Source organism: Methylosinus sp. H3A (genome assembly GCF_015709455.1).
GTDB lineage: Bacteria > Pseudomonadota > Alphaproteobacteria > Rhizobiales > Beijerinckiaceae > Methylosinus.
In genome coordinates, this window is the sequence record NZ_JADNQW010000005.1 from 870,174 (window position 1) to 891,655 (window position 21,482).

A 21,482-nucleotide genomic window follows, 5' to 3' on the forward strand; every position below is an offset into this window, starting at 1 on the left:
AGAGACGGGTTCCGTCAGCCGCGCCGCAGCATGTGCAGGCGCGGGGCTTTGCCGCCGCTCGCGAGATAGACGCCGATCGAGACGCAGAGCAGCGCGATCTGCTCGACGAGAGAGGGCGTTTCGCCGAGGATCGGAATAGCGATCAGCGCCGCCATGGGCGGCACGAGAGCGGAGAAAGCCGCGCCCGCCGAAGCGCCGAGAATCTCGATGCCCTTGCCGAAGAGAAAGAGCGCGACCACCGAGACCATGACGCCTTGGAACAAGGTCTGAATCACAATGTCGCGCAATGGCGCATCGAGCCCATGCAAGCCATGAAAGGCGAAATAGACCGGCGCATAGAGAATGAGAGAGCCCGTCGAGACCAGCGCCGCGGCGTGCAGCGACTCGAGTCCGGACGCGCGCAGCACGATCGCATAGCACGCCCAAATGAAGGCCGCGCTCAATAGCAGCAGGTGGCCGAGCTGCGTCTCGCCGAGAGAAAAAGCCGTAGGCCCGGCGATCGCAGCGCCGCCTATGGCGATCAGCGCATAGCCGATCAGGCGGCTCGATGTGAACCGTTCCCGCGTCAGCACAGCGGAAAGCAGCGCGACGAACAGAGGCATGGAGCCGGGCAGAAGCGCGCCGGCATGGGCGGCGGGCGCGAGACGCAGACCGCTCGCGGCGACGAGCACATAGGGCGCGCCGGCGCTGCAGACGAGAATGAGCAGGCGCAAGGCGCCGAGCCGCTCGAGCGCGATGCCCTTGCGCAGCACGACGGGAAAGAGCAGCACGCCGGCCGCGCCGAAACGCAACATTGTGAGATCATAGACCGACAGCGTCGTCGTCACGCCGAGTCGCGTGACCGCGATCCAGGTCGCCCAGATTGTGACGGCGGAGACGCCGAACATCGCGCCCGTCGCATATCGCGCCGTCTGCGGAGCGCTTTCGACGATCTCCTCGCTCATCATCCGTCCTTCCCACTCGAGACTTCGCTGCGCCGCACTCATAGTCGAGCCGGAGCGAAAGCGCGAGCCTCTCCTTTTCGCCGCAATTTCACCGCGGCCGCGTTTGACCGCAGCGGCGCGCGCGCCATCTCACGCCCATGCCTTCCGCGCCCCTCTCCTCTTCTGCGCCCATGCCCGCCTCTCTCCAGATCGGCGAGCTCTTTTTGCTCGGCTTCCGCACGCCGCATGTCCCGCCGTGGATGCGCGATTTCGCGCGCGACCATGGACTCGGCGGCGTCATCCTGTTCGACTACGACTGCGCCGATCAAAAATATGAGCGCAACATCTTCGATCCCGCTCAGGTGAAGGCGCTCTGCGAGGAGATTCACGCGCTTCCCTCGCGCCCGCTGATCTTCATCGACCAGGAAGGCGGCAAGGTCCGCCGGCTCAAGGAGGAGCGCGGCTTTCGTCCATTGCCGAGCGCGCGTCAATTCGGTCGGCTGACGGCGCTCGAACGGCTCGAGGTTCTGCGGCCCGCCTATCTCGAATTGCGCGATCTCGGCATAGACGCCGATCTCGCGCCCGTGGTCGATCTCGACATCGATCCGGACAGTCCCGACATAGGCTCGGCGCAGCGCAGCTTTTCCGCCGATCCGCAGATCGTCGAAGAATGCGTCGCGGCGCTCGTCGAAGTCGCGCGCTCCACCGGCTTGAAGCTCTGCCTCAAACATTTTCCCGGAACCGGCGGCGCCAAGGTCAATCCGCACGACCATGTGATGGATCTCTCCGACTGCCTCACCGACACGCAGGTGAAGATATTCGAGACGCTGGCGCCACGCGTTCCGATGGTTTTATTCAGCCATGGCGTGGTGAATCAGTGGGAGAAGAACACGCCGACCTGTCTCTCCTCCGTCGCCGTGCGCAAATTGCGCCAATGGGCGCCGGATGCGGTCATATTGACCGACGACCTTCAGATGCAGGGCGTGCAGAAGTTGATGACGACGGGCGAAGCCTCTTTGCGCGCATTGCGCGCCGGCGTCGATTTCATCCTCATCGGCAATAATATGAAGGACGAGCAGGAAGACTCCGCGCGCTATGCGAAGAATCTGCTCGACGCCTGCGAGACGGACGCTTCGCTGCGCGACAATGCGCGCGCCGCGATCGAGCGCATCCGGCGGCTGAAAACTCGGTAGGAGGCGAGCTCACCACTCTTCGGCGGAACGTTCGCCGGCGACCCAGGTCGAAATGACGCGAAGACTCTGCGGATCGAAAGCCGTCATATCGGCGCGATAGCCCGCGACGAGCCGGCCGAGCCGCTTTCCGAGCCCCAGGAAATTCGCCGGATTCGTCGAGGCGAAGACGAGCGCGCGCTCGAGCGGGAGATCGAGCAGCGCAACGCAATTGCGCACCGCGCTCGCCATATCGAGCGCCGCGCCGGCGAGCGTGCCGTCCGCCGTCACGCAGCGACCGTCCTGCGCCAGAATCGTCCGCCCCTGCAGCACGAATTCCTGCGCGCACCCGCCGACCGGAGGCATGGCGTCGGTGACGAGCATGGGATGGCCGAGGCCGGCGCGCAGAGCAAGGCGCAGCATCGCCGGATCGACATGCTCGCCATCGACGATGAGGCCATAATAGGCGAACGGAGATTCGAGCGCGGCGGCGATCGGACCGGGCTCACGGCTGGCGAGCGGGCGCATGGCGTTGAAGAGATGGGTGAAGCCGGTGAGGCCTTCGCTCATCGCCTCGCGCGTCTGCGCATAGGTCGCCATGGAATGGCCGAGCGCGAGCTTGCAGCCGGCCGCCACCAGCTCTGAAACGAAGCCCGGCGGCGCCTCTTCCGGCGCCAGCGTGACGAGTGAAACGCCGCCCGGCGGCGGCGCGAGCATTTCGACATGATGCGGCTGCGGCGCGCGGCGCAGATCGGCGCGATGCACGCCGAGCCGCTCCGACGACAAGAAGGGCCCTTCGAAATGCACGCCGAGCGCGCCTGGCGCATGGGGCATGATCTCCGCCACGGCGCGCTTTGCGGCGATCATCTTCTCATCCGTGTCGGTGATGAGAGTGGGCAGCAGCGAGGTCGTGCCGAATTTGCGATGCGCGTGAAGGATCGTCGCGATCCCTTCCGGCGTCGGCTCGTCGTTGAACAAGACATCGCCGCCGCCATTCACCTGAATGTCGATGAAGCCCGGCGCGAGCCATGCGCCTTTCGGCAGCTCGACGACATTCGCGCCGCGCGGAATCTCGCGGCGCAAAATCAGAGAGACGATGTCTTCGCCCTCTGTCACCACGGCGCAGTCGCGATGCGCCGACTCGCCGTCGAACACGATATCCGCGGCGATCGTTCGGCGCGCCTCCTCTGTCATCGCGTGCGCGTCACCTTCTGCAAATGCCGCGGGCGATCGACATCGACGCCGCGCGCCGCGGCGAGCCGCGCCGCCATCGCATAGAAGCTCTGGATGAGGCAGATCGCATCCGTCTCTGGATGATCCGGCGCGAGCGTCGGCAGGCGGCAGCGCGTTTCGTCCTCGCGATCGGTGGTGAACAGCGCCGCGCCCTTGCCGCGCAGATCATCGGCCAAGCGGCGCATGCCGATCGCCGCTTCGTCGGTCGGCGTCAGCATCAAGATCGGATAGAGCGGCGAGACGAGCGACACCGGCCCGTGCATGAACTCCGCCGAGCTGAACGCCTCGGCGTGGAGATTGGCGGTCTCCTTCAGCTTCAGCGCCGCTTCGCGCGCGATGGCAAGCGTCGGCCCGCGACCGATGGCGACGAGACTCTCGGCGCGCGAAAAGGCGTCGATAATGCGCGACCAATCGAGCTCGGCCGCGCGCGCGAGCCGCTCCGGCAAGCGCTCGAGCGCCGCATCGAGCGCGCGATCCTGCGACCAGAGCGCGACGAGACGCGCGAGCGCCGCGAGCGAAGCGATGAAGGTCTTCGTCGCCGGCACGGCGAATTCCGGCCCCGCCGCCATGGGCAGGACGAATTCGCATTGCGCGGCGAGATCGCTCTCGGTCTCATTGACGAGACAGGCGGTGACGGCGCCGCTGCGACGCGCGGCGGCGGCCTGCTCGATGAGATCATTGCTGCCGCCAGATTGCGAGATCGCCAGAAAGAATTGGCCGTCGAGCCGCAGCGAGCCGCCGTAGACGCTGGTTATATTCGGCGCCGCGGCGGCGACCGGCAGGCCGAGGCCGCGCTCTATGAGATGTTTGGCGAATGTCGCTGCGTGAGCGGAGCTGCCGCGCGCGCACGTCACGATGACGCGCGGAGAGACTTCGCGCAGGCGCGCGACGAGCGGCGCGAGACGTGGAGCGATCTGCTCCTGTTGTCGCGCGACCGCATGCGGCGCCTCGCGCGCTTCGATCGCCATTTGATTGTCATGCGTGATCATCGGCGGCTCTGCTGCAGCTTTGTCGTCGCCCCCCGCCCGCGCCCTTATGTCACAAGAGCGCGCGTCGAGCGAGCGCGAAATCCCTTACGTGGCTGCGTCTTCGCTTGCGATTTTCGCTCAGAGGGCCGAACTCTTCTCTCGAGGAGGCGCGTCAATGGAAACGGAACGTCCGAGCCCACGCTATACGTCGATCGACGCTTGGGAGCCGCGCGAGATTCTCGACGCGATGATCGAAGGGCAGTTCGCCGCCGTCGCCGCCGTTCGCGCGGCGCGCCCTGCGATGGAGGCGGCAGCGCTCGCCGTCGTGCAGCGATTGGCGCGCGGCGGACGCATCGTCTATGTCGGCGCCGGCACCTCCGGCCGGCTCGCCGTGCAGGACGGCGCCGAGCTGACGCCGACCTTCAGCTGGCCGCAGGAGCGTCTGCTGCTGCTGATGGCGGGCGGCGACGACGCGCTGCTGAAAGCCGTAGAAGGCGCGGAGGACGAGTCCGGCCTCGGCGCCGAGCTGATCCGCCGCCACGAAATCGGCGAGGCCGATGTCGTCATCGCCGTCGCCGCGAGCGGCACGACTCCCTTCACCCTCGCCTGCCTGCGAGAAGCGGGACGACGCGGCGCGCTGACGATCGGCGTCGCCAATAATCGCGACGCGCCATTGCTCACGCAAGCAGACCATGCGGTGTTTCTCGATACGGGATCGGAGGCGATCGCCGGCTCGACGCGGATGAAGGCCGGCACGGCGCAGCGCATCGCGCTGCTGATGCTGTCGTCGCTCGTGATGATTCTGCAGGGCAGAGTCTATGAGGGGCTGATGGTGGACGTGCAGGCCTCCAACAAAAAGCTCGTGCGCCGCAGCGAGCGCATTCTCGCGCGGCTCACCGGCCGCGGAAGCGCCGAGATCGACGCGGCGCTCGAGCGCGCAGACGGCAGCGTCAAACTGGCCTATCTTCTGCTGGAGGGCCATGCGCTCGGCGAGGCGCGAACGGCTCTCGATCGCTCGCGCGGACATTTGCGCCGCGCGGTGGAGGCGCTCGCCGCCGGGACGTAATCTCGATCTTTCTGACCGGCGGGCCCGATTTTTGATGCGTCTTCGCCGCGCTGACGTATAAATACTCGCCAAAGAGGATCGCGAGAGCATGACAGTCAATAAGATCGACGCGCTGCTGGCTCTGCGCCGGGAAGGGCGCTTTCTCGTCGGGCGGGACCGCATCAAGCTGCTGGAGGCCGTGGCCGAATATGGCAGCATCACCAAGGCCGCAAAGGTCGTTGGTTTCAGCTACAAGACCGCCTGGGACGCCGTCAACGCCATTAACAATCTGCTGCCGAACCCCGCCTTCGTCACCAAGGCCGGCGGCCGCTCGGGCGGCGGCGCCGAGGTGACGGCGGAAGGCCGCCGACTCATCGCCACCTTCCACCGGCTGGAGGAGCGGCTGTCGCGCATCTCCTCGCTCATCGCCGAGGAGGGTCTCGAGGATCAGGATGATTTTCTGCTCTGGAGCGTGGGCGTCAAAATTTCGGCGCGCAATGTATTCCAGACGGAAGTCGTGTCGGTGAAGAAATGGCCGGTCGACGTCGAGGTGACGCTGCGCGTCTCGCCGGAGACGACCATCCACGCCATCGTCACCAATGATTCGGCCGTCGAGCTCGGCCTCGAGCCGGGACGCAAGACGCTGGCGCTCATCAAATCCTCCTTCGTCCATCTCACCCCGGCCGAGCACACGCCCGCTGGCGTGCGCAATCAATTCGCCGGCGTGGTGCGGCGACGAATCGACGCAGAGCGCAACAGCGAGGTGCTGCTCGACATAGGCGCGGGTAAGACGATGCACGCCGTCGTGCCACGGCAGACGGCGGAAGACCTCGGCATCGCCGAAGGCGAGCGCGCCGTCGCGAGCTTCAGCCCGACCGACGTCATTCTCGCGGTGGACTGACCTCGAATTCCATTTCGCTGGAAGAACGATCAATCGGCGGGCGTCCCGCCGAGAAAATGAGCGCTCGTGTCGATTGACACGGCCGCGGCGGCGCTTTTATGTTTTCATTATGTATCGCCGCAACATAACGAATCGGATCGCCCTCCGCCCCAGCCGACGCAGCGTCGTCGCGGCCATCCCATCTGCGCTCGGCGTCGCCCTGCTCGGCCGGCCGGCGCGGGCCGCGGACGAGCGCCTCATCGTCGTCACCTCTTTCCCGGAAGAGCTGACGACACGCTATGAATCCGAGTTCGAGAAGCTCCATCCGGGCGTTCACGTCCAATTCGTCTGGAAGCAGTCGCGCGACGCGCTCGCCCTGCTGAGCGAGAAGGACCAGGGCGGCGCCGACGTCTATTGGGCCCCCGCTCTCGGAAACTTCCCTATATTGCGCGACCGCGGCGCGTTCCAGAAATTCTCGGTCGACCGGGCGGCGCTACCGGGCCGGCTCGGCGGGCAAATCCTATCGGACCCGAATGGGCTGTTCGAGGCTTATGACGTCGCCGGCTATGGGATCGTGGTCGACCCGGCCGCGCTCGCGCGCGATGGGCTGAAGCCGCCCAAGAGCTGGAGCGACCTCGCCTCCCCTGCCTATGCCGGCCGCATCGTCATGCCGATTCCGGCCAAGGTCGGTTTTTCTCCAGCGCTTTATGACATCATTCTGCAGTCGGAGGGCTGGGAGCGCGGCTGGGCGCTGCTGGCCGAAATCGCCGGCGGCGCGGAGCTGCTCGGCTCGGGCGCCGGTCCGACCGCGACCGTCAAGGAGGGGCGCGCGGCGCTCGGCCTGACGATCGATTTCTTCGCCTTCAACGCCCTGGCCAATGGCGAGTCGATCGCCTTCGTCTATCCCGAGAAGACCGCCTTTCTGCCCGCCCATATCGCCGTCACGGCAGGCGCGCAGCGCTTCGCGGCGGCCAAGGCCTTCGTCGATTTCGCGCTCTCTTCCAAGGGTCAGAAGCTGATGATGGAGGCCGACAGCAGCCGCCATCCGGCGCGGCCCGACGCCTATGCCGGCAAGCCGGCGGCGGTCGTCGACCCCTTCGCTCTGCCGCCGGGGACATTCTACCCTTATGACGCCGAGATCGGCCGGCGTCGGCCCGGCGCCGTCAGCGTGCTGTTCGATCTCGCCATCACGGAGCGCCATGGCGAGACGCAGCGCCTTTGGCGCGCCATCCACGCCGTCGAGGCGCGGCTCGCCGCCGCCCCCGACGCAGCTGGAAGCGCCGCCGTCGCCAGGGCGCGCAAGCTCGCCGGATTCACGCCTATTTCCGAGGCGCAGGCGAAAGATTCCGCATTTCTCGATCGTTTTTCCAACCGCAAGCTGGAGGACGGCGATCTCGCCGCCCGCTGGCGCGCAGAAATTTCATCGGCCCGAGCCGAGGCGCTGAGCCTCGTCGCTTCCGCCGAGCCGCGTCTGTGAGGCGGCGGCTTCTCCTTCCATTGGCGCTGATCTTTCTGTCCGCCGGCGCGCCCTATGAAAACGCCAAGCTCGATGGCGACTCCTTCTTCCGGCCGCTCGCCGGGCTGGACGAGAGCTTTTTGCGCGCCTTTCGGCAGGGAAATGCGCTGTTCCGCCAGGCCTGGGTGATCGGCCCCTCGCAGGACCAGACCGAGATCACCGGGCTCGGCCCGCTCTATAATCGGCTCTCCTGCATCGCCTGCCATGTGAAGAACGGCCGCGGCCCGGCGCCGGACCCGGAGAATGGCATCGCCCGCGCCATGGTGGTGCGGCTCGGCCTCCCCGGCCGCGACGCCCATGGCGGCCCTTTGCCCCATCCCGCCTATGGCGGGCAGCTCAATCCCGAGGGCAATCCGGGCGTCGCCGGCGAGGGTCGCGCGATCGTCGAATTCGACGAGGTCGAGACGCGTTTCGCCGATGGCGAGACCGTCTCGCTGCGCCGGCCGCGCCTTTCCTTCCGCGATCTCGCCTACGGGCCGCTCGGCGACAATGTGCGGATATCGCTGCGCAATGCGCCGCCGGTCTTCGGCCTCGGCCTGCTCGAGGCCGTGCCGGACGATGAGATAACGCGCCATGCGGTGGGCCAGAGCCGCGGCCGGCCGAACCATGTCTACGACATGGCGGCCGGCCGCATGGCGCTCGGCCGCTTCGGCCTCAAGGCCAATCAGCCGGATCTGCGGCAGCAGATCGCCAACGCCTTCGCCGAGGATATCGGCATTTCCTCCTATCTCTTCCCCGAGCCCAATTGCACCGAGGTCGAGAAGGAATGCCACGCCGCGGCGGGATCGCAGATCGAGCTCTCCTATGCGCGGCTCGAGGCCTCGCTCGCTTATATGCGCGGCCTCGCCGTGCCGGCCCGGCGCGATATCGACGATGCGCGCGTCACACGCGGCGAGGCGCTGTTCCGCGATATCGGCTGCGCCTCCTGCCATCGCGAGACGATGAAGCTCGGCCCGGTCGGTTTCGCGCCGTGGCTCAGCGGGACGGAGATTCATCCCTATAGCGACCTTCTGCTGCACGACATGAGCGAAGGGCTCGCCGACGGGCGTGAGGATTTCGAAGCCGGTCCGCGCGACTGGCGCACGCCGCCGCTCTGGGGCCTCGGCCTCGCCGGCCGCTATGGAACGCCCGCGGATTTCCTCCATGACGGCCGCGCCCGCAGCGTCACCGAGGCGATCCTCTGGCACGCCGGAGAAGCGGAGTCCGCAGCGCAGCGGTTTCGCGGCCTGACGCGCGCGGAGCGCGAGGCGCTGCTCGCATTTTTGGGGTCGCTCTAATGCGATCGCACACATCACGAGACGCTGCGGCCGTCATGGCCGGGCTTGTCCCGGCCATGACGTCGCGGGGAGGAGGACGATGCGGGCATTCGATAGCCCGCTTTGCGGGAGAGGGAGACGGCCGGCGCATCGCGAAATTTCGATGAAGCTCGGAATCTGCCCCCTATCCCGCGAAGCGGGGGAGGGCTGGGGAGGGGGCGTCGGGACAATGTGGGCAATCGGGGGAAGAACCATGAAACCAAGCAAACTCACGCCCTTCGGCGCCGCCAGCGTCGTCGCGCTTCTCGGGAGCGGCGCGGCGCTGGCCGCAGAGCAGCCGCAGCCCTTCGATCTCGGCGAAATCCATGTCGGCGCAGAGCGCAAGAGCGCCTCGCCCGACAAGAAAAAGGACGACGCCCCGGCGCCCGCGCAGCACACGGATTCCTATGGCGGCGTCACCATCAGCAATCGCCAGAACGAGACGTTCCAGCGCGATTCGCTCGATCGCGCCGTCAATCTCGCGGCCGGCGTCGTCAGCAATTCGACCGGCGGCACGCGCAATGAGCAGAACATCTATGTGCGCGGCTTCGACCGCTGGCAGGTTCCGCTCACCATAGACGGCGTGCGCGTCTATCTGCCGGCCGACAATCGTCTCGATTTCGCGCGGTTCCTGACACCGGACATCGCCTCTGTGCAGATCGCCAAGGGCTATGTCTCCGTGCTGGACGGGCCGGGCGGCATGGGCGGCCAGATCAATCTCGTCTCGCGCAAGCCGACGAAGGAGATAGAGGGCGAGCTGCGCACCGGCCTCGAATTCGGCCGCGACGGCAGCTATGAAGGCATAAAGACCTATGGCCTGCTCGGCACGAAGCAGGAGAATTATTATCTGCAGCTCAGCGGCGCCTGGCGCGATCTGCGCGGCTGGATGCTGCCCGAGAGCTATACGCCGACCAATAATCAGGGCGATGGCTTCCGTGGCAATTCGGCGACCTATGATTGGAGCCTCAACGCCAAGGCCGGCTTCACGCCCAACGCCACCGACGAATATTCGCTGAGCTTCATCCGTCAGGACGGCAAGAAAGGCGCGCCCTTCCACACCACCGACGGGCTGAACAGCCAGCGCTACTGGCGCTGGCCCTATTGGCGCGTGCAGAACCTCTATTTTCTGTCGAACACCAAGATCGGCGATTCGTCCTATGTGAAGACCAAGGCCTATTGGAGCAAGTTCGACAACGACCTCTTCTCCTACAACGACCCCTTCCTCGCCTATCAATCCTCGGCCAAGGCCTTCCGCAGCTATTATCAGGACTACGCGCTCGGCGCCGATATAGAGGTGGGGCATGATTTCGGCGAGGTCGACACGCTGAAGATCGCCGGCCACTACCGTTTCGACGAGCACGCCACCTGGCAGGAATATTACGGCGTCAATGTCGCCAATAAATCGACTGGATGCGTCATAAACGTCATCTGCTTCACCCAGCCGATCGTCTACACGCAGGAAGACACTTATTCGATCGCTATCGAGAACACCTTTCATCCGACCAAGGATATCGATCTCGTCGGCGGCTTCGCCTATGACTGGCGCCATCTGCGCAAGGCGGAGGATTTCGTCTTCAACACGGGCGTCATGGGCTATCAGCTGCGGGATGCGCAGGCGCCCAATTTCCAGGGCGCGGCGATCTGGCGCTACAGCGACACGAACAAAATCTATTTCAACGTCTCCGACCGCGAGCGCTTCCCCACCATCTTCGAGCGTTTCAGCTCGCGTTTCGGCGGCGCCACCTCCAACCCGGGGCTGATGCCCGAGCGCGCGATCAATTTCGATCTCGGCTGGGCGAGCGAATTCGCGCCGGGCAGCCGCATTCAATTGGACGCCTTCCACTCGATCGTTCGCAATCTGATCCAATCCGTGCCCGCGCCCGCCTATGGCGCGAGCGTCACCCAGAGCCAGAATGTCGGCGACGCCAGCTTCTGGGGCGGGGAAGTCTCGGTCGACTATCGCGTCGCCGACGAACTTTCGCTCGGCGGCAATCTGACGCTGATGCGCCGCTCGGTCTATGCGCCTTACATCCTCAACTTCCAGCCGACCGGCGTGCCGGACGGCAAAATGTTCCTCTACGCCGGCTGGCGGCCGCTCGAGGGGCTGACGCTGACGCCCAATGTCGAAATGAACAGCAATCGCTGGACCTCGAACACGGCGGGGACGATCTATTATCGGACCGGCGCCTATTTCCTGGCCAATTTCTCGGCCGAATATCAGCTTCACCCCAATTTCAAGCTGGAAGGCGGCGTGCGCAACATGTTCGACACGGCCTATACTTTCACCGACGGCTATCCCGAGGCCGGGCGGAGCTTCTTTTTGGGCGCCAAGGCGACCTTCTGAGGCAGTTGACGCCGGGGCCGACTCTCGGCCCCGGCCCTCCCCGCAGCGACGCTTTGCAAGCGGACGCGGCGCGGCTACCAATGGGGCAAAGGGACGCGGGTGATTCGTTTCGCCGACGTTCCCGCTTCGGCCGGTGCCTACAGCGCTCCGGCGGCTCCTTCGGATGGCCTCATGACCAAATTCGCGCTCGACTCCCTCGATCTCGCCGCGCTTCTCTCCTCCCGCGTCTGCCATGACGTGATCTCGCCCGTCGGCGCGATCGTCAACGGGCTCGAGGTGCTCGAGGAGGAGAAGGACGCCGAGATGCGCGGCCATGCGCTGGCGCTCATCAAATCGAGCGCGGCGGAGGCCTCCGCCCGGCTGCAATTCTGCCGACTCGCCTTCGGCGCCGCCGGCTCCAAGGGCGCCGAGATCGACACCGGCGACGCCGAGCATGTGACGCGCCAATTGCTCGCCGACGAGCGCACCAAGCTCGAATGGAGCGTGCCGCGCGTGCTGATGTCGAAGAACAAAGTGAAGCTGCTGCTCAATCTCTGCCTGATCGCCGATGCGGCGATTCCGCGCGGCGGCGTGATCTCCGTCGCTTCGACCGGCTCTGGCGACGAGATCGCCTTCACCCTCGACGCCAAAGGCGTGAACGCCCGCATCGCCGCGGCGATTCCCGGCCTGCTGGCCGGCGAGCCGGAAGAAGGCGTCGTCGACGCGCGCGCCATTCAGGCCTATTACGCCGGCCTCGTCGCCAAAGCGAGCGGGCTCGATGTCGTGATCTCCGCCCAGCCGGAACATGTGACGATCACCGCCCGGCCGGCCGCCGCGGAGCCGGCGCAAGAGATCGAGACGCAGACGGCGATCGAAGCCTGAGACGAAGGCGCGCCGCCGATTCGGCGCGTTCCCGTCGACGATCGCCGCAGCGGGCCGAGCTCGAGCGAGGGAATTTCAGTTCTCTTAACCAGAATGCGTCAAGAATGGCGTCGACGCCGCGCGAGCGGCCCGAGACAAACGACGCCATGGACGAACTTCTCAACGATTTCCTCGTCGAGACCGCCGAGCACATAGACTCGGCGACGATGGAGCTCGTCTGTCTCGAGAAGGATCCGGGCGATCAGGCGCTCATCGCCAGCCTGTTCCGGCATATTCACACGATCAAAGGCACCAGCGGCTTTTTGAAGCTGCCGCGCGTCGGCCGGCTGACCCATTCGGCCGAGGCGCTCATCGGCGCGCTGCGCGACGGCGCGCCGGTCCGCGCCATCCATATCACGCTGATCTTCGCCGCCGTGGACCGGCTGAAGGACATTCTCGCCGAGATGGGCCGCGCCGAGGAGGAGCCGCCGGGCGACGACGAAGAGCTCGTCGCCGCCATGGAGGAAGCGACACGACGCGCGCGCCTCGGCGAGGACGAGCCGCAGCCCGATGTCGCGGAGACGGAAACCGCCGCTCCCCTCACTCCCGTGTCGCGGGCCGCCCCGGCGCCGGGCGACGGGCATGCCTCCGGCGTCGCCCATATCGGCGAGACGGTGCGCGTCTCGGTCAATGTGCTGGATCGGCTGATGGGCATCGTCTCCGAGCTCGTCTCGACCCGCAATCGGCTGCTCGAATTGTCGGGCGCCTGGGGCGGCGGCGACGAGGCCATGACCAGCACGGTGCAGACGCTCTCCAACATCACCAGCGACCTGCAGGATGCGGTGATGAGCGCGCGAATGCAGCCGGTCGGACGGCTGTTCTCGACGCTGCCGCGGCTGGTGCGCGATCTCGCCCATGATCTCGGCAAGAAGATCGTCATCACGACGGAAGGCTCCGACACCGAGCTCGACCGGCAGGTGATCGAGCTCATTCGCGCGCCGCTGACGCATATCATCCGCAATTGCGCCGATCACGGCATCGAGCCGCCCGCCGAGCGCGCGCGCATCGGCAAGAGCGAGACGGGCGTCATCACCGTGCGCGCGGCCTATGACGCCGGCCAGATCATCATCGACATCGCCGACGACGGCCGCGGGCTCGACGTCGCGCGCATCCACGCCAAGGCCTTGGCCGTAGGGCTCGTCTCCGAGCCGGATATTTCCAAATTCACCGACAGCGAGCTGTTCGAATTCGCCTTTGCGCCCGGCTTCTCGACCGCGGACGGCGTCACCAAAGTATCCGGCCGCGGGGTCGGCATGGATGTGGTGCGCGAGAATATTCAATCGATCGGCGGCTCCGTCTCGCTGAGCTCGCGCTTCGGCCGGGGCGCCAGCGTGACGCTGCGCATTCCGTTGACGCTGGCCATCACGCCAGCGCTGATTCTGTCGAGCAATGGCTCACGATTCGCCATTCCGCAGATGACCGTCGTCGAGCTCGTCGGGGTCGGCCGCGGCTTCGAGCACACGATCCAATATATTCACGACGCTCCGGTGCTGCGCCTGCGCAATGACGTGCTGTTCCTGCTCGATCTCGCCGCGACGCTGGGCCTCGGCCGCCCGGCGGAGGACGAGGAGGAGACGCGCGACGGCTTCGTCGTCGTGCTGCGCGTCGGCAGCGCGCGTTTCGGCCTGCTGGTCGAGATGATCGCCGATGTGCAGGAGGTCGTCATCGAGCCTCTGGTGAGCGCGCTGGCGCGGCTCGGCGTTTTTTCCGGTCAGACGATCCTCGGCGACGGATCGGTGGTGCTCATTCTCGATCCGGCCGCGCTGCTCGAGCATGCCGGGCTGCAGCGGCTCGCCGAACGGCCGGCCGAAGCGACGACGCCGGAGGTTTTCGTTCCGCGCGCGGAAAAGACGCGCATCATCCTCGTCAAGGCGGGCCCCGGCCCGTTGAAGGCTCTGCCGCTGTCGCTCGTGCTGCGCATAGAGGACGTGCCGCGCGAGCGGCTGATCGCCTCGGATGGGGCCTTCGTCATGGCCTATCGCGACAGCCTTCTGCCGATTATTCCGGCGACGGCGGACATGTCGCTCGACCGGCCCTCCTGCCCGATACTCGTGCTGTCGGGGGCGGGCCAGTCCATGGGTCTGCTGGTCGAGGACATCGTCGACGTCACCGACGAAATATTGGATCTGCAGAAAGAGAGCAGCTCGGCGCATATCCTCGGCTCGATCCAGCTCGGCGGCGAGATCGTCGAATTCCTCGACGCCACTTATTTCATGCGCATCGCCTGCCCCGCCGCTCTGGCGCGCGGCGTCAACAAGCGGCACCGCATCCTGCTCGTCGACGACAAGGCGTTCTTCCGCGACATGCTGGCGCCCATCCTCGGCTCCGCGGGCTATGACGTGACGACCGCCGCCTCGGCGCCGGAGGCTCTGTCCTTCCTGCGCAAGGGACTCTCCGTCGAGGCCGTGGTGACGGATACCGACATGCCGGAGATGGACGGCTATAGTTTCGCCCGCGCGCTGCACGCTTTGCCCGGCCTCGCCGAGCTGCCGGTGGTGGCGCTGGCCGCGCAGGCGGCGCCGAGCGTGCTCGCCGCCGCCAACGCCTGCGGCATCGCCGCCGTAACCGGCAAATTCGATCGACGCGCGCTGATCGAATGCGTCGGCCGCCTGCTCGACAAGGCGGACACGGCGCCGCGCGATCTCGAATTGCGCATCATGTCGGAGCTCGCCGCATGACGCAGCCGCAACGCGAGGCCAACGGACGGCGCCGCCCCGGCGATACGCCGAGGGTGCAGACGCGCAATTTCACCATAAAGGTGCGTGGGCAGACCTTCGGCCTGCCCGTCGAATGCGTGAAGACGATCTTCCACGTCGATCAGGTGACGCCAGTCCCGCTCGCCCCGCGCGAGATCGCCGGCCTCGCCAATCTGCGCGGCCGCATCGTCACCACTCTGCGCCTCGATCGCTGCCTAGAGATCGACGATGGCGCCCGTCCCGACACGACTCTCGCCGTCTGCATAGAACATAATGGCGAACGCTACGCTTTGCTCATCGACGAGACCGGCGACGTCGTCACCTGCGACGAGGACGACCGCATCGGCTGCCCGACTCATGTCGGACTGCAATTCGTCGAAACCACCAACGCCTGCTACCGCCTCGACGACGACTTTTTGCCGATCCTCGACATTGGCGCGCTGGTCAGGCGCCTGTCGAGGCCGAGCGAGAGCGGCGGACGCGACGGGCATACGAGAGACGCATCCCGAGGAGGAGACATATGAAGCAGATTCTGGTCGTCGACGATTCGGCGGTCATCCGCAAAGTCGCGCGCCGCATTCTCGAAGGGATGCAGTTCACCACTGTGGAGGCCGAGAACGGCCGCAAGGCGCTCGTCGCCTGCGAGCAGGCGATGCCGGACGCGATCCTGCTCGACTGGAACATGCCGGAGATGGACGGCGTCGAATTCCTGCGCGCGCTGCGCAAAATGCCGGGCGGCGCCGGGCCGAAAGTGGTGTTCTGCACCACCGAGAACGAGGCGAGCCATATCGCGCAGGCGATGGACGCGGGCGCCGACGAATACATAATGAAGCCGTTCGACCAGCATGTCGTGCGCTCCAAGCTCGAGGACATCGGCGTCATCTGAGCGCGCCGAGAACGAGGGACGCTCATTCGAGCGGCGGCGGAATGCGACAAGAGGGGGCGGCTCCCGACCTTTGTTCCGGCGCGGCGCGCAGCTGGAGGCGGCGATGAGCGTCGCCTTCGCGCGGCTGCGGCGTCTGATCGGCTCGCTCGCAGGAATATCGCTCGACGCCGACAAGCTCTATTTCGCCCAAAGCCGGCTCGAGCCGATCATGCGCGCGCATGGCTGCTTCGACCTCGCCCAGCTCATGCGCCTGATCGAGAAGCGCGAGGACGAATCGTTGCTGCAGCGCGTCATCGACGCGATGACGAACAACGAGACCTCCTTTTTTCGCGACCGCGTCCCCTTCGAGAAGCTGAAGCAGGAATGGCTGCCCGATCTCATGGCGCGGCGCGCCGCGACGCGCCGCCTGCGCATCTGGTCGGCGGCCTGCTCGACGGGCCAGGAGGCCTATTCCATCGCCATGGCGCTCGAGGAGTCCGAGCCGGACCTCGAGGACTGGACCGTCGAAATTCTCGCGACGGATATTTCCGAGGCGGCTCTCGAGGCGGCGCGCCGGGGCGTCTATAGCCAATTCGAGGCGCAGAGGGGCCTCTCCACCGCGCGATTGCTGCGCCATCTCCATCCCCATAAGAGACATTGGCGCGTCAGCGACGCGCTGCAGGCGCGCGTCGCCTTCCGCAAGGTCAATCTGCTCTCCGATTTTCGCGGCGCCGGGCCGTTCGACGTGATCTTTTGCCGCAATGTGCTCATGTATTTCGAGCCCGAGGTGAAGCGCGACGTGTTGACGCGTCTCTTCGGCGTCCTCGCGGAAGACGGCTTTCTGATTCTCGGGGCGGCGGAGACGATGGAGTTCGACGAGCGCTTCGCGCCTTCGGCCTCCGGGGACTGCCGCGTTCTGCCGCGCCGCTTCGCGCCGCGACGGCGCCTGGCCAATGGGTGATATGGCTTTCGCGTGATCGGCACCGACGCGGGCCGTGGCCGCTATCGGCTCGCGTCGACGAAAGTGAAGGGCGCCCTCGGGTCTTCGCTTCGAATGACGCAGACCACGAGCCTCGAAGCTCGCTTTGGCAAAGTTGCGCTCAGATCGGACGGAAGCCGAGCAATCGCGAGCCGCAAACATGCGAAGGGGCCCGGACCGGGCCCCTTCGCATGTCGCTGATCTCGCGCTCCCGCCTCAGGCGGTGATGCGCTCGTCGGCCTCGCTCGGCTCGCGCAGCACATAGCCGCGGCCCCACACCGTCTCGATGTAGTTGCGGCCGTCGCTGGCGTTGGCGAGCTTCTTGCGCAGCTTGCAGATGAAAACGTCGATGATCTTGAGCTCCGGCTCGTCCATGCCGCCATAGAGATGATTGAGGAACATCTCCTTGGTGAGCGTCGTGCCCTTGCGTAGCGAGAGCAGCTCGAGCATCTGATATTCCTTGCCGGTCAGATGCACGCGGGCGCCGGACACCTCGACCGTCTTCTGGTCCAGATTGACGACGAGATCGCCGGTCGTGATGACCGATTGGGCGTGACCCTTCGAGCGGCGAACAATGGCGTGAATGCGCGCCACCAGCTCGTCCTTGTGGAAAGGTTTCGTCAGATAATCGTCAGCGCCGAAGCCCAGACCCTTCACCTTGTCCTCTATGCCGGCGAGGCCGGACAGGATCAGAATCGGCGTCTTGACCTTGGCGACCCGCAAGGTGCGCAGCACCTCATAGCCGGACATGTCGGGCAGATTCAAATCGAGCAGGATGATGTCGTAATCGTAGAGCTTCCCGAGATCTATGCCCTCTTCGCCGAGGTCCGTCGTATAGACGTTGAAATTCTCGGATTTGAGCATGAGCTCGATGCTTTGAGCGGTCGCGCTGTCATCCTCTATCAGTAAAACGCGCATTTTCGGTCCCCACCCAGCTCCACCAAATCTTCCCCCGGACGCCGTCGCGTCGCCCGAGCGTCGACGATGCGCCGAGCTTTGTCGGGCGCCCGCCAAGTTCTATATCTATTTGTCGAAACGCTAAGCGGTAATGGTTAACAAACCCTGACCTTCGGCCCGGCGGCCAACCAGAACCTTAATCGTCGACGGCCAAGCGCCGCCGCGAGCCGGGAACAGCGTCTCTCGAGGGGGACGAATCGACCGGCTTCATCGTTTATACAAGCCGCTCGCCCGGCTGCGAAGCCACGCGGCGCTACGCAAACTCCGCGGCGAAAGCTTCGCGAAAGCCCCGCCGGCCCGCCCGATCGCGCTGCGCTCGCGCGATCGACTCGCGATTGACTTATGCGCGGGCTTTCTCCTATATGCCCGCGCGGCGTCGGAAAGACGCGTTTCGTGCGGGGGCTTGCGCGCCCGCAAAAAAGGCGGAGCAAAGCGGCCGCGGGGCGATGAAACGCCCGACGAGACCTGAACAAAGATCGAGGGCCGTGGCGGCGGCCGGCCGATGACGAGCCGTCGGCGTTAGGCGAGAACGGCTCTCGGATCGGCGACCTGAGCGAGCGGAGACCCCAAGTGAAGCGAACATATCAACCCAGCAAATTGGTGCGCAAGCGCCGCCACGGATTTCGCGCCCGCATGGCGACCGTGGGCGGCCGCAACGTCCTCGCGGCGCGCCGCGCCCGCGGACGCAAGCGCCTGTCCGCCTGATTTTCGCCGGCTTCTCGGCCAGAGAGGGGCGGGAGGCATGAGCGAGAAAAACCCCGCCGAAACGCGGAAGACGAAACCGCGGCGCTTGCGAAAACGACGCGAGTTTCTGCGCGCCGCCGCGAGCGGGCTGAGCCGCGGCGCGCGCGCCTTCAAGCTGCAGGCGGCCGCCCGAGAGGGCGATGCGGAGCCGCCGCGCTTCGGCTTCACGGTGACGAAGAAGATCGCCGGCGCCGTCGGCCGCAATCGCATCAGGCGCCGTCTGAAGGAGGCGCTGAGGCTCAGCGGCGCTTCCGGCCTCCCGGGCTATGATTATGTCTTCGTCGCCCGGCCCGACGCATTGACCGCACCCTTTCCGGAATTGACGGCGCAGATCGTGGACGGACTGGCGAAGCTCAGGCCGGGCGACAAGAGCCGGAACCAGCGCAACTCGAAAGACAGGCCGCAGGCGTCATGAACGAGTATACGAAGAATGTCCTCATCGCGGCCGGCCTGTCGATGCTGGTGATCGCCGGCTGGGATTATTTCTACGCTTTCCCCAAGCTGGACCGGCAGCAGAAAGAGGCGCAGCTCGCCCAGCAGAAGCCCGGCCCGCTGCCCAAGCCCGCCGCGCAGCAGAAGCCGGCCGCGCAGCCCGCCAATCAGGCCCCGCCCGCCGCCGCCCAGCAGACGCAGCAGGTCGTCGCGACGGCGAGACCCGCGCCCAAGACCCGTGAGGCGGCGCTCGCCGAGAGCAAGCGCATCTCCATCGACACGCCCTCCATCTCCGGCTCGATCGCGCTGAAGGGCGGACGCATCGACGACGTCTCGCTGAAAAATTATCACGAGACGGTCGACCCCAAGAGCCCGATCATCGTGCTGCTCTCGCCGGAGGGCTCGCCGCAACCCTATTACGCCGAATCGGGCTTCCTCGCCTCCGACAAGGATCTGGCGCCGCCGGTCTTGCCGACGAGCGAGACGCTATGGAGCGCCGATCGCGACGCGCTCGCCGTCGGCCAGCCGGTGACGCTCTCCTTCGACAATGGCCAGGGCCTCGTCTTCAGGCGCAAGATTTCGGTCGACGACCAATATATGTTCTCGGTCGCCGACAGCGTCGAGAATCACGGCTCCGCCTCGGTGACCGTCTATCCCTATTTGCGCGTGTCGCGCATCGGCGCGCTGCAGAGCGCCGGCTACGCCGCCCTGCACGAGGGATTCGTCGGCGTGCTGGGCGAGGCCGGCCTGCAGGAGCTGAAATTCGAGAAGGTCGAGAAAGAGCCGCACGCGACCAAATCCTTCGAGGCGACGGGCGGCTGGCTCGGCTTCACGGAGAAATATTGGGCCGCCGTGCTGGTGCCGCAGCAGGACAGGACGCTGGTGGCGCGCTTCTCGGCTTCGGGCGCCGGAACGACCAAGGCCTATCAGGCCGACACGGTGGAGGCTCCGCTGACGGTCGCGCCGGGCGCCTCCGGCTCCGTGGCCTCGCGCATCTTCGCCGGCGCCAAGGTCGTCGACACGCTCGACGCCTATGAAGGCCAGGGCATCAAGCTCTTCGACCGGCTCATCGATTGGGGATGGTTCTACTTCCTCACCCGGCCGATGTTCCGCATCATCGACAGCCTGTTCCATGTGCTCGGCAATTTCGGCCTCGCCATTCTGGCCGTCACCGTGCTCGTGAAGATCGCCTTCCTGCCGCTCGCCAACAAAAGCTATCTGGCGGTGGCCAAGATGAAGGAAATTCAGCCCAAAATCGCGGCGCTGAAGGAAAAATACGGCAGCGACAAGCAGGCGATGAGCCGCGAGCAGATGGAGCTGTTCCGCCGCGAGAAGGTCAATCCGGCCGGCGGCTGTCTCCCCGCCCTGCTGCAGATTCCGGTGTTCTTCTCGCTCTACAAGGTGCTGATCATCACCATCGAGATGCGCCATGCGCCCTTCTATGGCTGGATCAAGGATCTCTCGGCGCCGGACCCGACCAATATCTTCAACCTGTTCGGCCTCATCCCCTTCGATCCGACGCAGATCCCGGTCTTCGGCTCGTTCCTGTGGCTCGGCGTCTGGCCGCTCATCATGGGCGTCTCCATGTGGGCGCAGATGAAGATGAACCCGGAGCCGACCGACGAAATCCAGAAAATGGCTTTCGGCTGGATGCCGGTGATCTTCACCTTCTCGCTCGGCAGCTTCGCCTCGGGCCTCGTCATCTACTGGACCTGGAACAATGTGCTCTCGGTCGCCCAGCAATGGGTCATCATGAAGCGCGCGGGCGTGAAGTTCGAGCTGTGGGACAATATGAAGAAGACCTTCACCTTCAAAAAGGCCGCCTGATCGCAGCGCGCGCCGCACGATTGGATCGCGCTTTGGACGAAGCCCGCGACGAGGACTTCATCGAGCCGGGCCGGCTGCTCTTCGCCGGCCCGTGCGAATTCATATTCGCCAGCGCGAAATCCGGCGATCTGCCGCCGATCGGGCCCGGCGAGATCGCCTTCGCCGGCCGCTCCAATGTCGGCAAATCCACGCTCCTCAACGCGCTGACCGGCCGCAAGGCGCTGGCCCGCGTCTCCAACACGCCGGGCCGCACGCAGCAGCTCAATTTCTTCGCCCTCGGCGCCGCGCCGGGCGAGGAGCCGCTGCGCCTCGTCGATATGCCGGGCTATGGCTACGCCGCCGTCGGCAAGGAGAAGGTCGCCAATTGGACGCGGCTGATGGAGGAGTTCCTGCGCGGCCGCGCCTCGCTGCTCCGCGTCTTCGTGCTCATCGACAGCCGCCGCGGCGTGAAGGATCTGGACGAGCAGATGTTCGATCTGCTCGACCGCGCCGCCGTCTCCTATCAGATCGTGCTGACGAAGCGCGACGAGCTGAAAGCCGCGGAGCGCGAGGCCGCCGTCGCCGCGGTGGAGGCCGCGCTGGCCAAGCGCCCGGCCGCCTTCCCGCGCCTCGCCCTCACCTCCTCCCGCACGGGCGAGGGCGTGTCGGAGCTTCGAGCCGGGATCGCGCGGCTGCTGGCCGAACGAAACGCTTGAATATTGCAGCCTCG

19 protein-coding genes are annotated in these 21,482 nt (G+C 66.0%); 15 read left to right on the top strand and 4 right to left on the bottom strand.

The features are described from left to right. Window positions 1–14: 14 nt before the first annotated feature. Window positions 15–944, bottom strand: coding sequence for a DMT family transporter (locus tag IY145_RS07185; RefSeq protein ID WP_196407577.1), 930 nt, complete (start codon window positions 942–944; stop codon window positions 15–17). Between the two features lie 170 nt (window positions 945–1,114). Between IY145_RS07185 and IY145_RS07190 the strand changes: the two genes are divergently transcribed. Further along, window positions 1,115–2,116 carry a glycoside hydrolase family 3 protein gene (locus tag IY145_RS07190; protein WP_196407578.1) on the top strand — a complete coding sequence of 334 codons (1,002 nt, stop codon included), beginning with the start codon at window positions 1,115–1,117 and terminating at the stop codon, window positions 2,114–2,116. A 9-nt stretch (window positions 2,117–2,125) separates the two neighbouring features. Here IY145_RS07190 and nagA read toward each other — a convergent pair whose 3' ends face one another. Both nagA and IY145_RS07200 read right to left on the bottom strand, forming a co-directional pair. Then, complete coding sequence (gene nagA / locus IY145_RS07195; RefSeq protein ID WP_196407579.1) at window positions 2,126–3,286, bottom strand: N-acetylglucosamine-6-phosphate deacetylase; 1,161 nt, start codon at window positions 3,284–3,286, stop codon at window positions 2,126–2,128. Further along, window positions 3,283–4,314, bottom strand: a complete 1,032-nt coding sequence (locus tag IY145_RS07200) for an SIS domain-containing protein (protein WP_196407580.1) — start codon at window positions 4,312–4,314, stop codon at window positions 3,283–3,285. Before IY145_RS07200 ends, nagA begins: the two co-directional genes overlap by 4 nt. Before the next feature lie 154 nt (window positions 4,315–4,468). Here IY145_RS07200 and IY145_RS07205 point away from each other — a divergent pair, with 154 nt between their 5' ends. The 10 genes from IY145_RS07205 to IY145_RS07250 all read left to right on the top strand — a co-directional run bounded on the left by IY145_RS07205 (window position 4,469) and on the right by IY145_RS07250 (window position 16,795). Continuing rightward, window positions 4,469–5,359 (top strand): N-acetylmuramic acid 6-phosphate etherase, encoded by an 891-nt coding sequence (locus IY145_RS07205; protein WP_196407581.1) that lies wholly within the window; start codon window positions 4,469–4,471, stop codon window positions 5,357–5,359. Between the two features lie 88 nt (window positions 5,360–5,447). Then, a complete protein-coding gene (locus IY145_RS07210) occupies window positions 5,448–6,239 on the top strand; it encodes a TOBE domain-containing protein (RefSeq protein ID WP_196407582.1) in 792 nt (263 codons plus the stop codon). 73 nt (window positions 6,240–6,312) lie between these two features. Then, window positions 6,313–7,695 (top strand): ABC transporter substrate-binding protein, encoded by a 1,383-nt coding sequence (locus tag IY145_RS07215; protein ID WP_246721836.1) that lies wholly within the window; start codon window positions 6,313–6,315, stop codon window positions 7,693–7,695. Then, window positions 7,692–9,011 (top strand): di-heme oxidoredictase family protein, encoded by a 1,320-nt coding sequence (locus IY145_RS07220; RefSeq protein WP_196407583.1) that lies wholly within the window; start codon window positions 7,692–7,694, stop codon window positions 9,009–9,011. The genes IY145_RS07215 and IY145_RS07220 overlap by 4 nt, the downstream gene beginning before the upstream one ends. Before the next feature lie 232 nt (window positions 9,012–9,243). Beyond that, window positions 9,244–11,373, top strand: a complete 2,130-nt coding sequence (locus IY145_RS07225; protein ID WP_196407584.1) for a TonB-dependent siderophore receptor — start codon at window positions 9,244–9,246, stop codon at window positions 11,371–11,373. A gap of 171 nt (window positions 11,374–11,544) precedes the next feature. Beyond that, the gene (gene chpT, locus IY145_RS07230; RefSeq protein ID WP_196407585.1) at window positions 11,545–12,234 is read left to right on the top strand and encodes a histidine phosphotransferase ChpT; all 690 of its coding nucleotides are present in this window, start codon (window positions 11,545–11,547) and stop codon (window positions 12,232–12,234) included. A 146-nt stretch (window positions 12,235–12,380) separates the two neighbouring features. Continuing rightward, window positions 12,381–14,951: a chemotaxis protein CheW gene (locus IY145_RS07235; RefSeq protein WP_246721837.1), complete on the top strand. Its 2,571-nt coding sequence runs from the start codon at window positions 12,381–12,383 to the stop codon at window positions 14,949–14,951. Next, window positions 14,948–15,493, top strand: coding sequence for a chemotaxis protein CheW (locus tag IY145_RS07240; protein WP_196407587.1), 546 nt, complete (start codon window positions 14,948–14,950; stop codon window positions 15,491–15,493). Before IY145_RS07235 ends, IY145_RS07240 begins: the two co-directional genes overlap by 4 nt. Next, window positions 15,490–15,855, top strand: coding sequence for a response regulator (locus tag IY145_RS07245; RefSeq protein ID WP_196407588.1), 366 nt, complete (start codon window positions 15,490–15,492; stop codon window positions 15,853–15,855). Before IY145_RS07240 ends, IY145_RS07245 begins: the two co-directional genes overlap by 4 nt. A 103-nt stretch (window positions 15,856–15,958) precedes the next feature. After that, the gene (locus IY145_RS07250) at window positions 15,959–16,795 is read left to right on the top strand and encodes a protein-glutamate O-methyltransferase CheR (RefSeq protein ID WP_196407589.1); all 837 of its coding nucleotides are present in this window, start codon (window positions 15,959–15,961) and stop codon (window positions 16,793–16,795) included. 234 nt (window positions 16,796–17,029) lie between these two features. Here IY145_RS07250 and ctrA read toward each other — a convergent pair whose 3' ends face one another. Beyond that, a complete protein-coding gene (gene ctrA / locus IY145_RS07255; RefSeq protein WP_196407590.1) occupies window positions 17,030–17,731 on the bottom strand; it encodes a response regulator transcription factor CtrA in 702 nt (233 codons plus the stop codon). A gap of 609 nt (window positions 17,732–18,340) precedes the next feature. Between ctrA and rpmH the strand changes: the two genes are divergently transcribed. The 4 genes from rpmH to yihA all read left to right on the top strand — a co-directional run bounded on the left by rpmH (window position 18,341) and on the right by yihA (window position 21,468). Continuing rightward, the gene (gene rpmH / locus IY145_RS07260) at window positions 18,341–18,475 is read left to right on the top strand and encodes a 50S ribosomal protein L34 (RefSeq protein WP_024878470.1); all 135 of its coding nucleotides are present in this window, start codon (window positions 18,341–18,343) and stop codon (window positions 18,473–18,475) included. Between the two features lie 85 nt (window positions 18,476–18,560). Next, the gene (gene rnpA, locus IY145_RS07265) at window positions 18,561–18,929 is read left to right on the top strand and encodes a ribonuclease P protein component (protein ID WP_312030560.1); all 369 of its coding nucleotides are present in this window, start codon (window positions 18,561–18,563) and stop codon (window positions 18,927–18,929) included. Next, window positions 18,926–20,773, top strand: coding sequence for a membrane protein insertase YidC (gene yidC, locus IY145_RS07270; protein WP_196407592.1), 1,848 nt, complete (start codon window positions 18,926–18,928; stop codon window positions 20,771–20,773). Before rnpA ends, yidC begins: the two co-directional genes overlap by 4 nt. 32 nt (window positions 20,774–20,805) lie before the next feature. Then, entirely contained in the window at window positions 20,806–21,468 is a 663-nt protein-coding gene (gene yihA, locus IY145_RS07275) for a ribosome biogenesis GTP-binding protein YihA/YsxC (protein ID WP_196407593.1), read from the top strand. The last annotated feature ends 14 nt before the right edge of the window (window positions 21,469–21,482 follow it).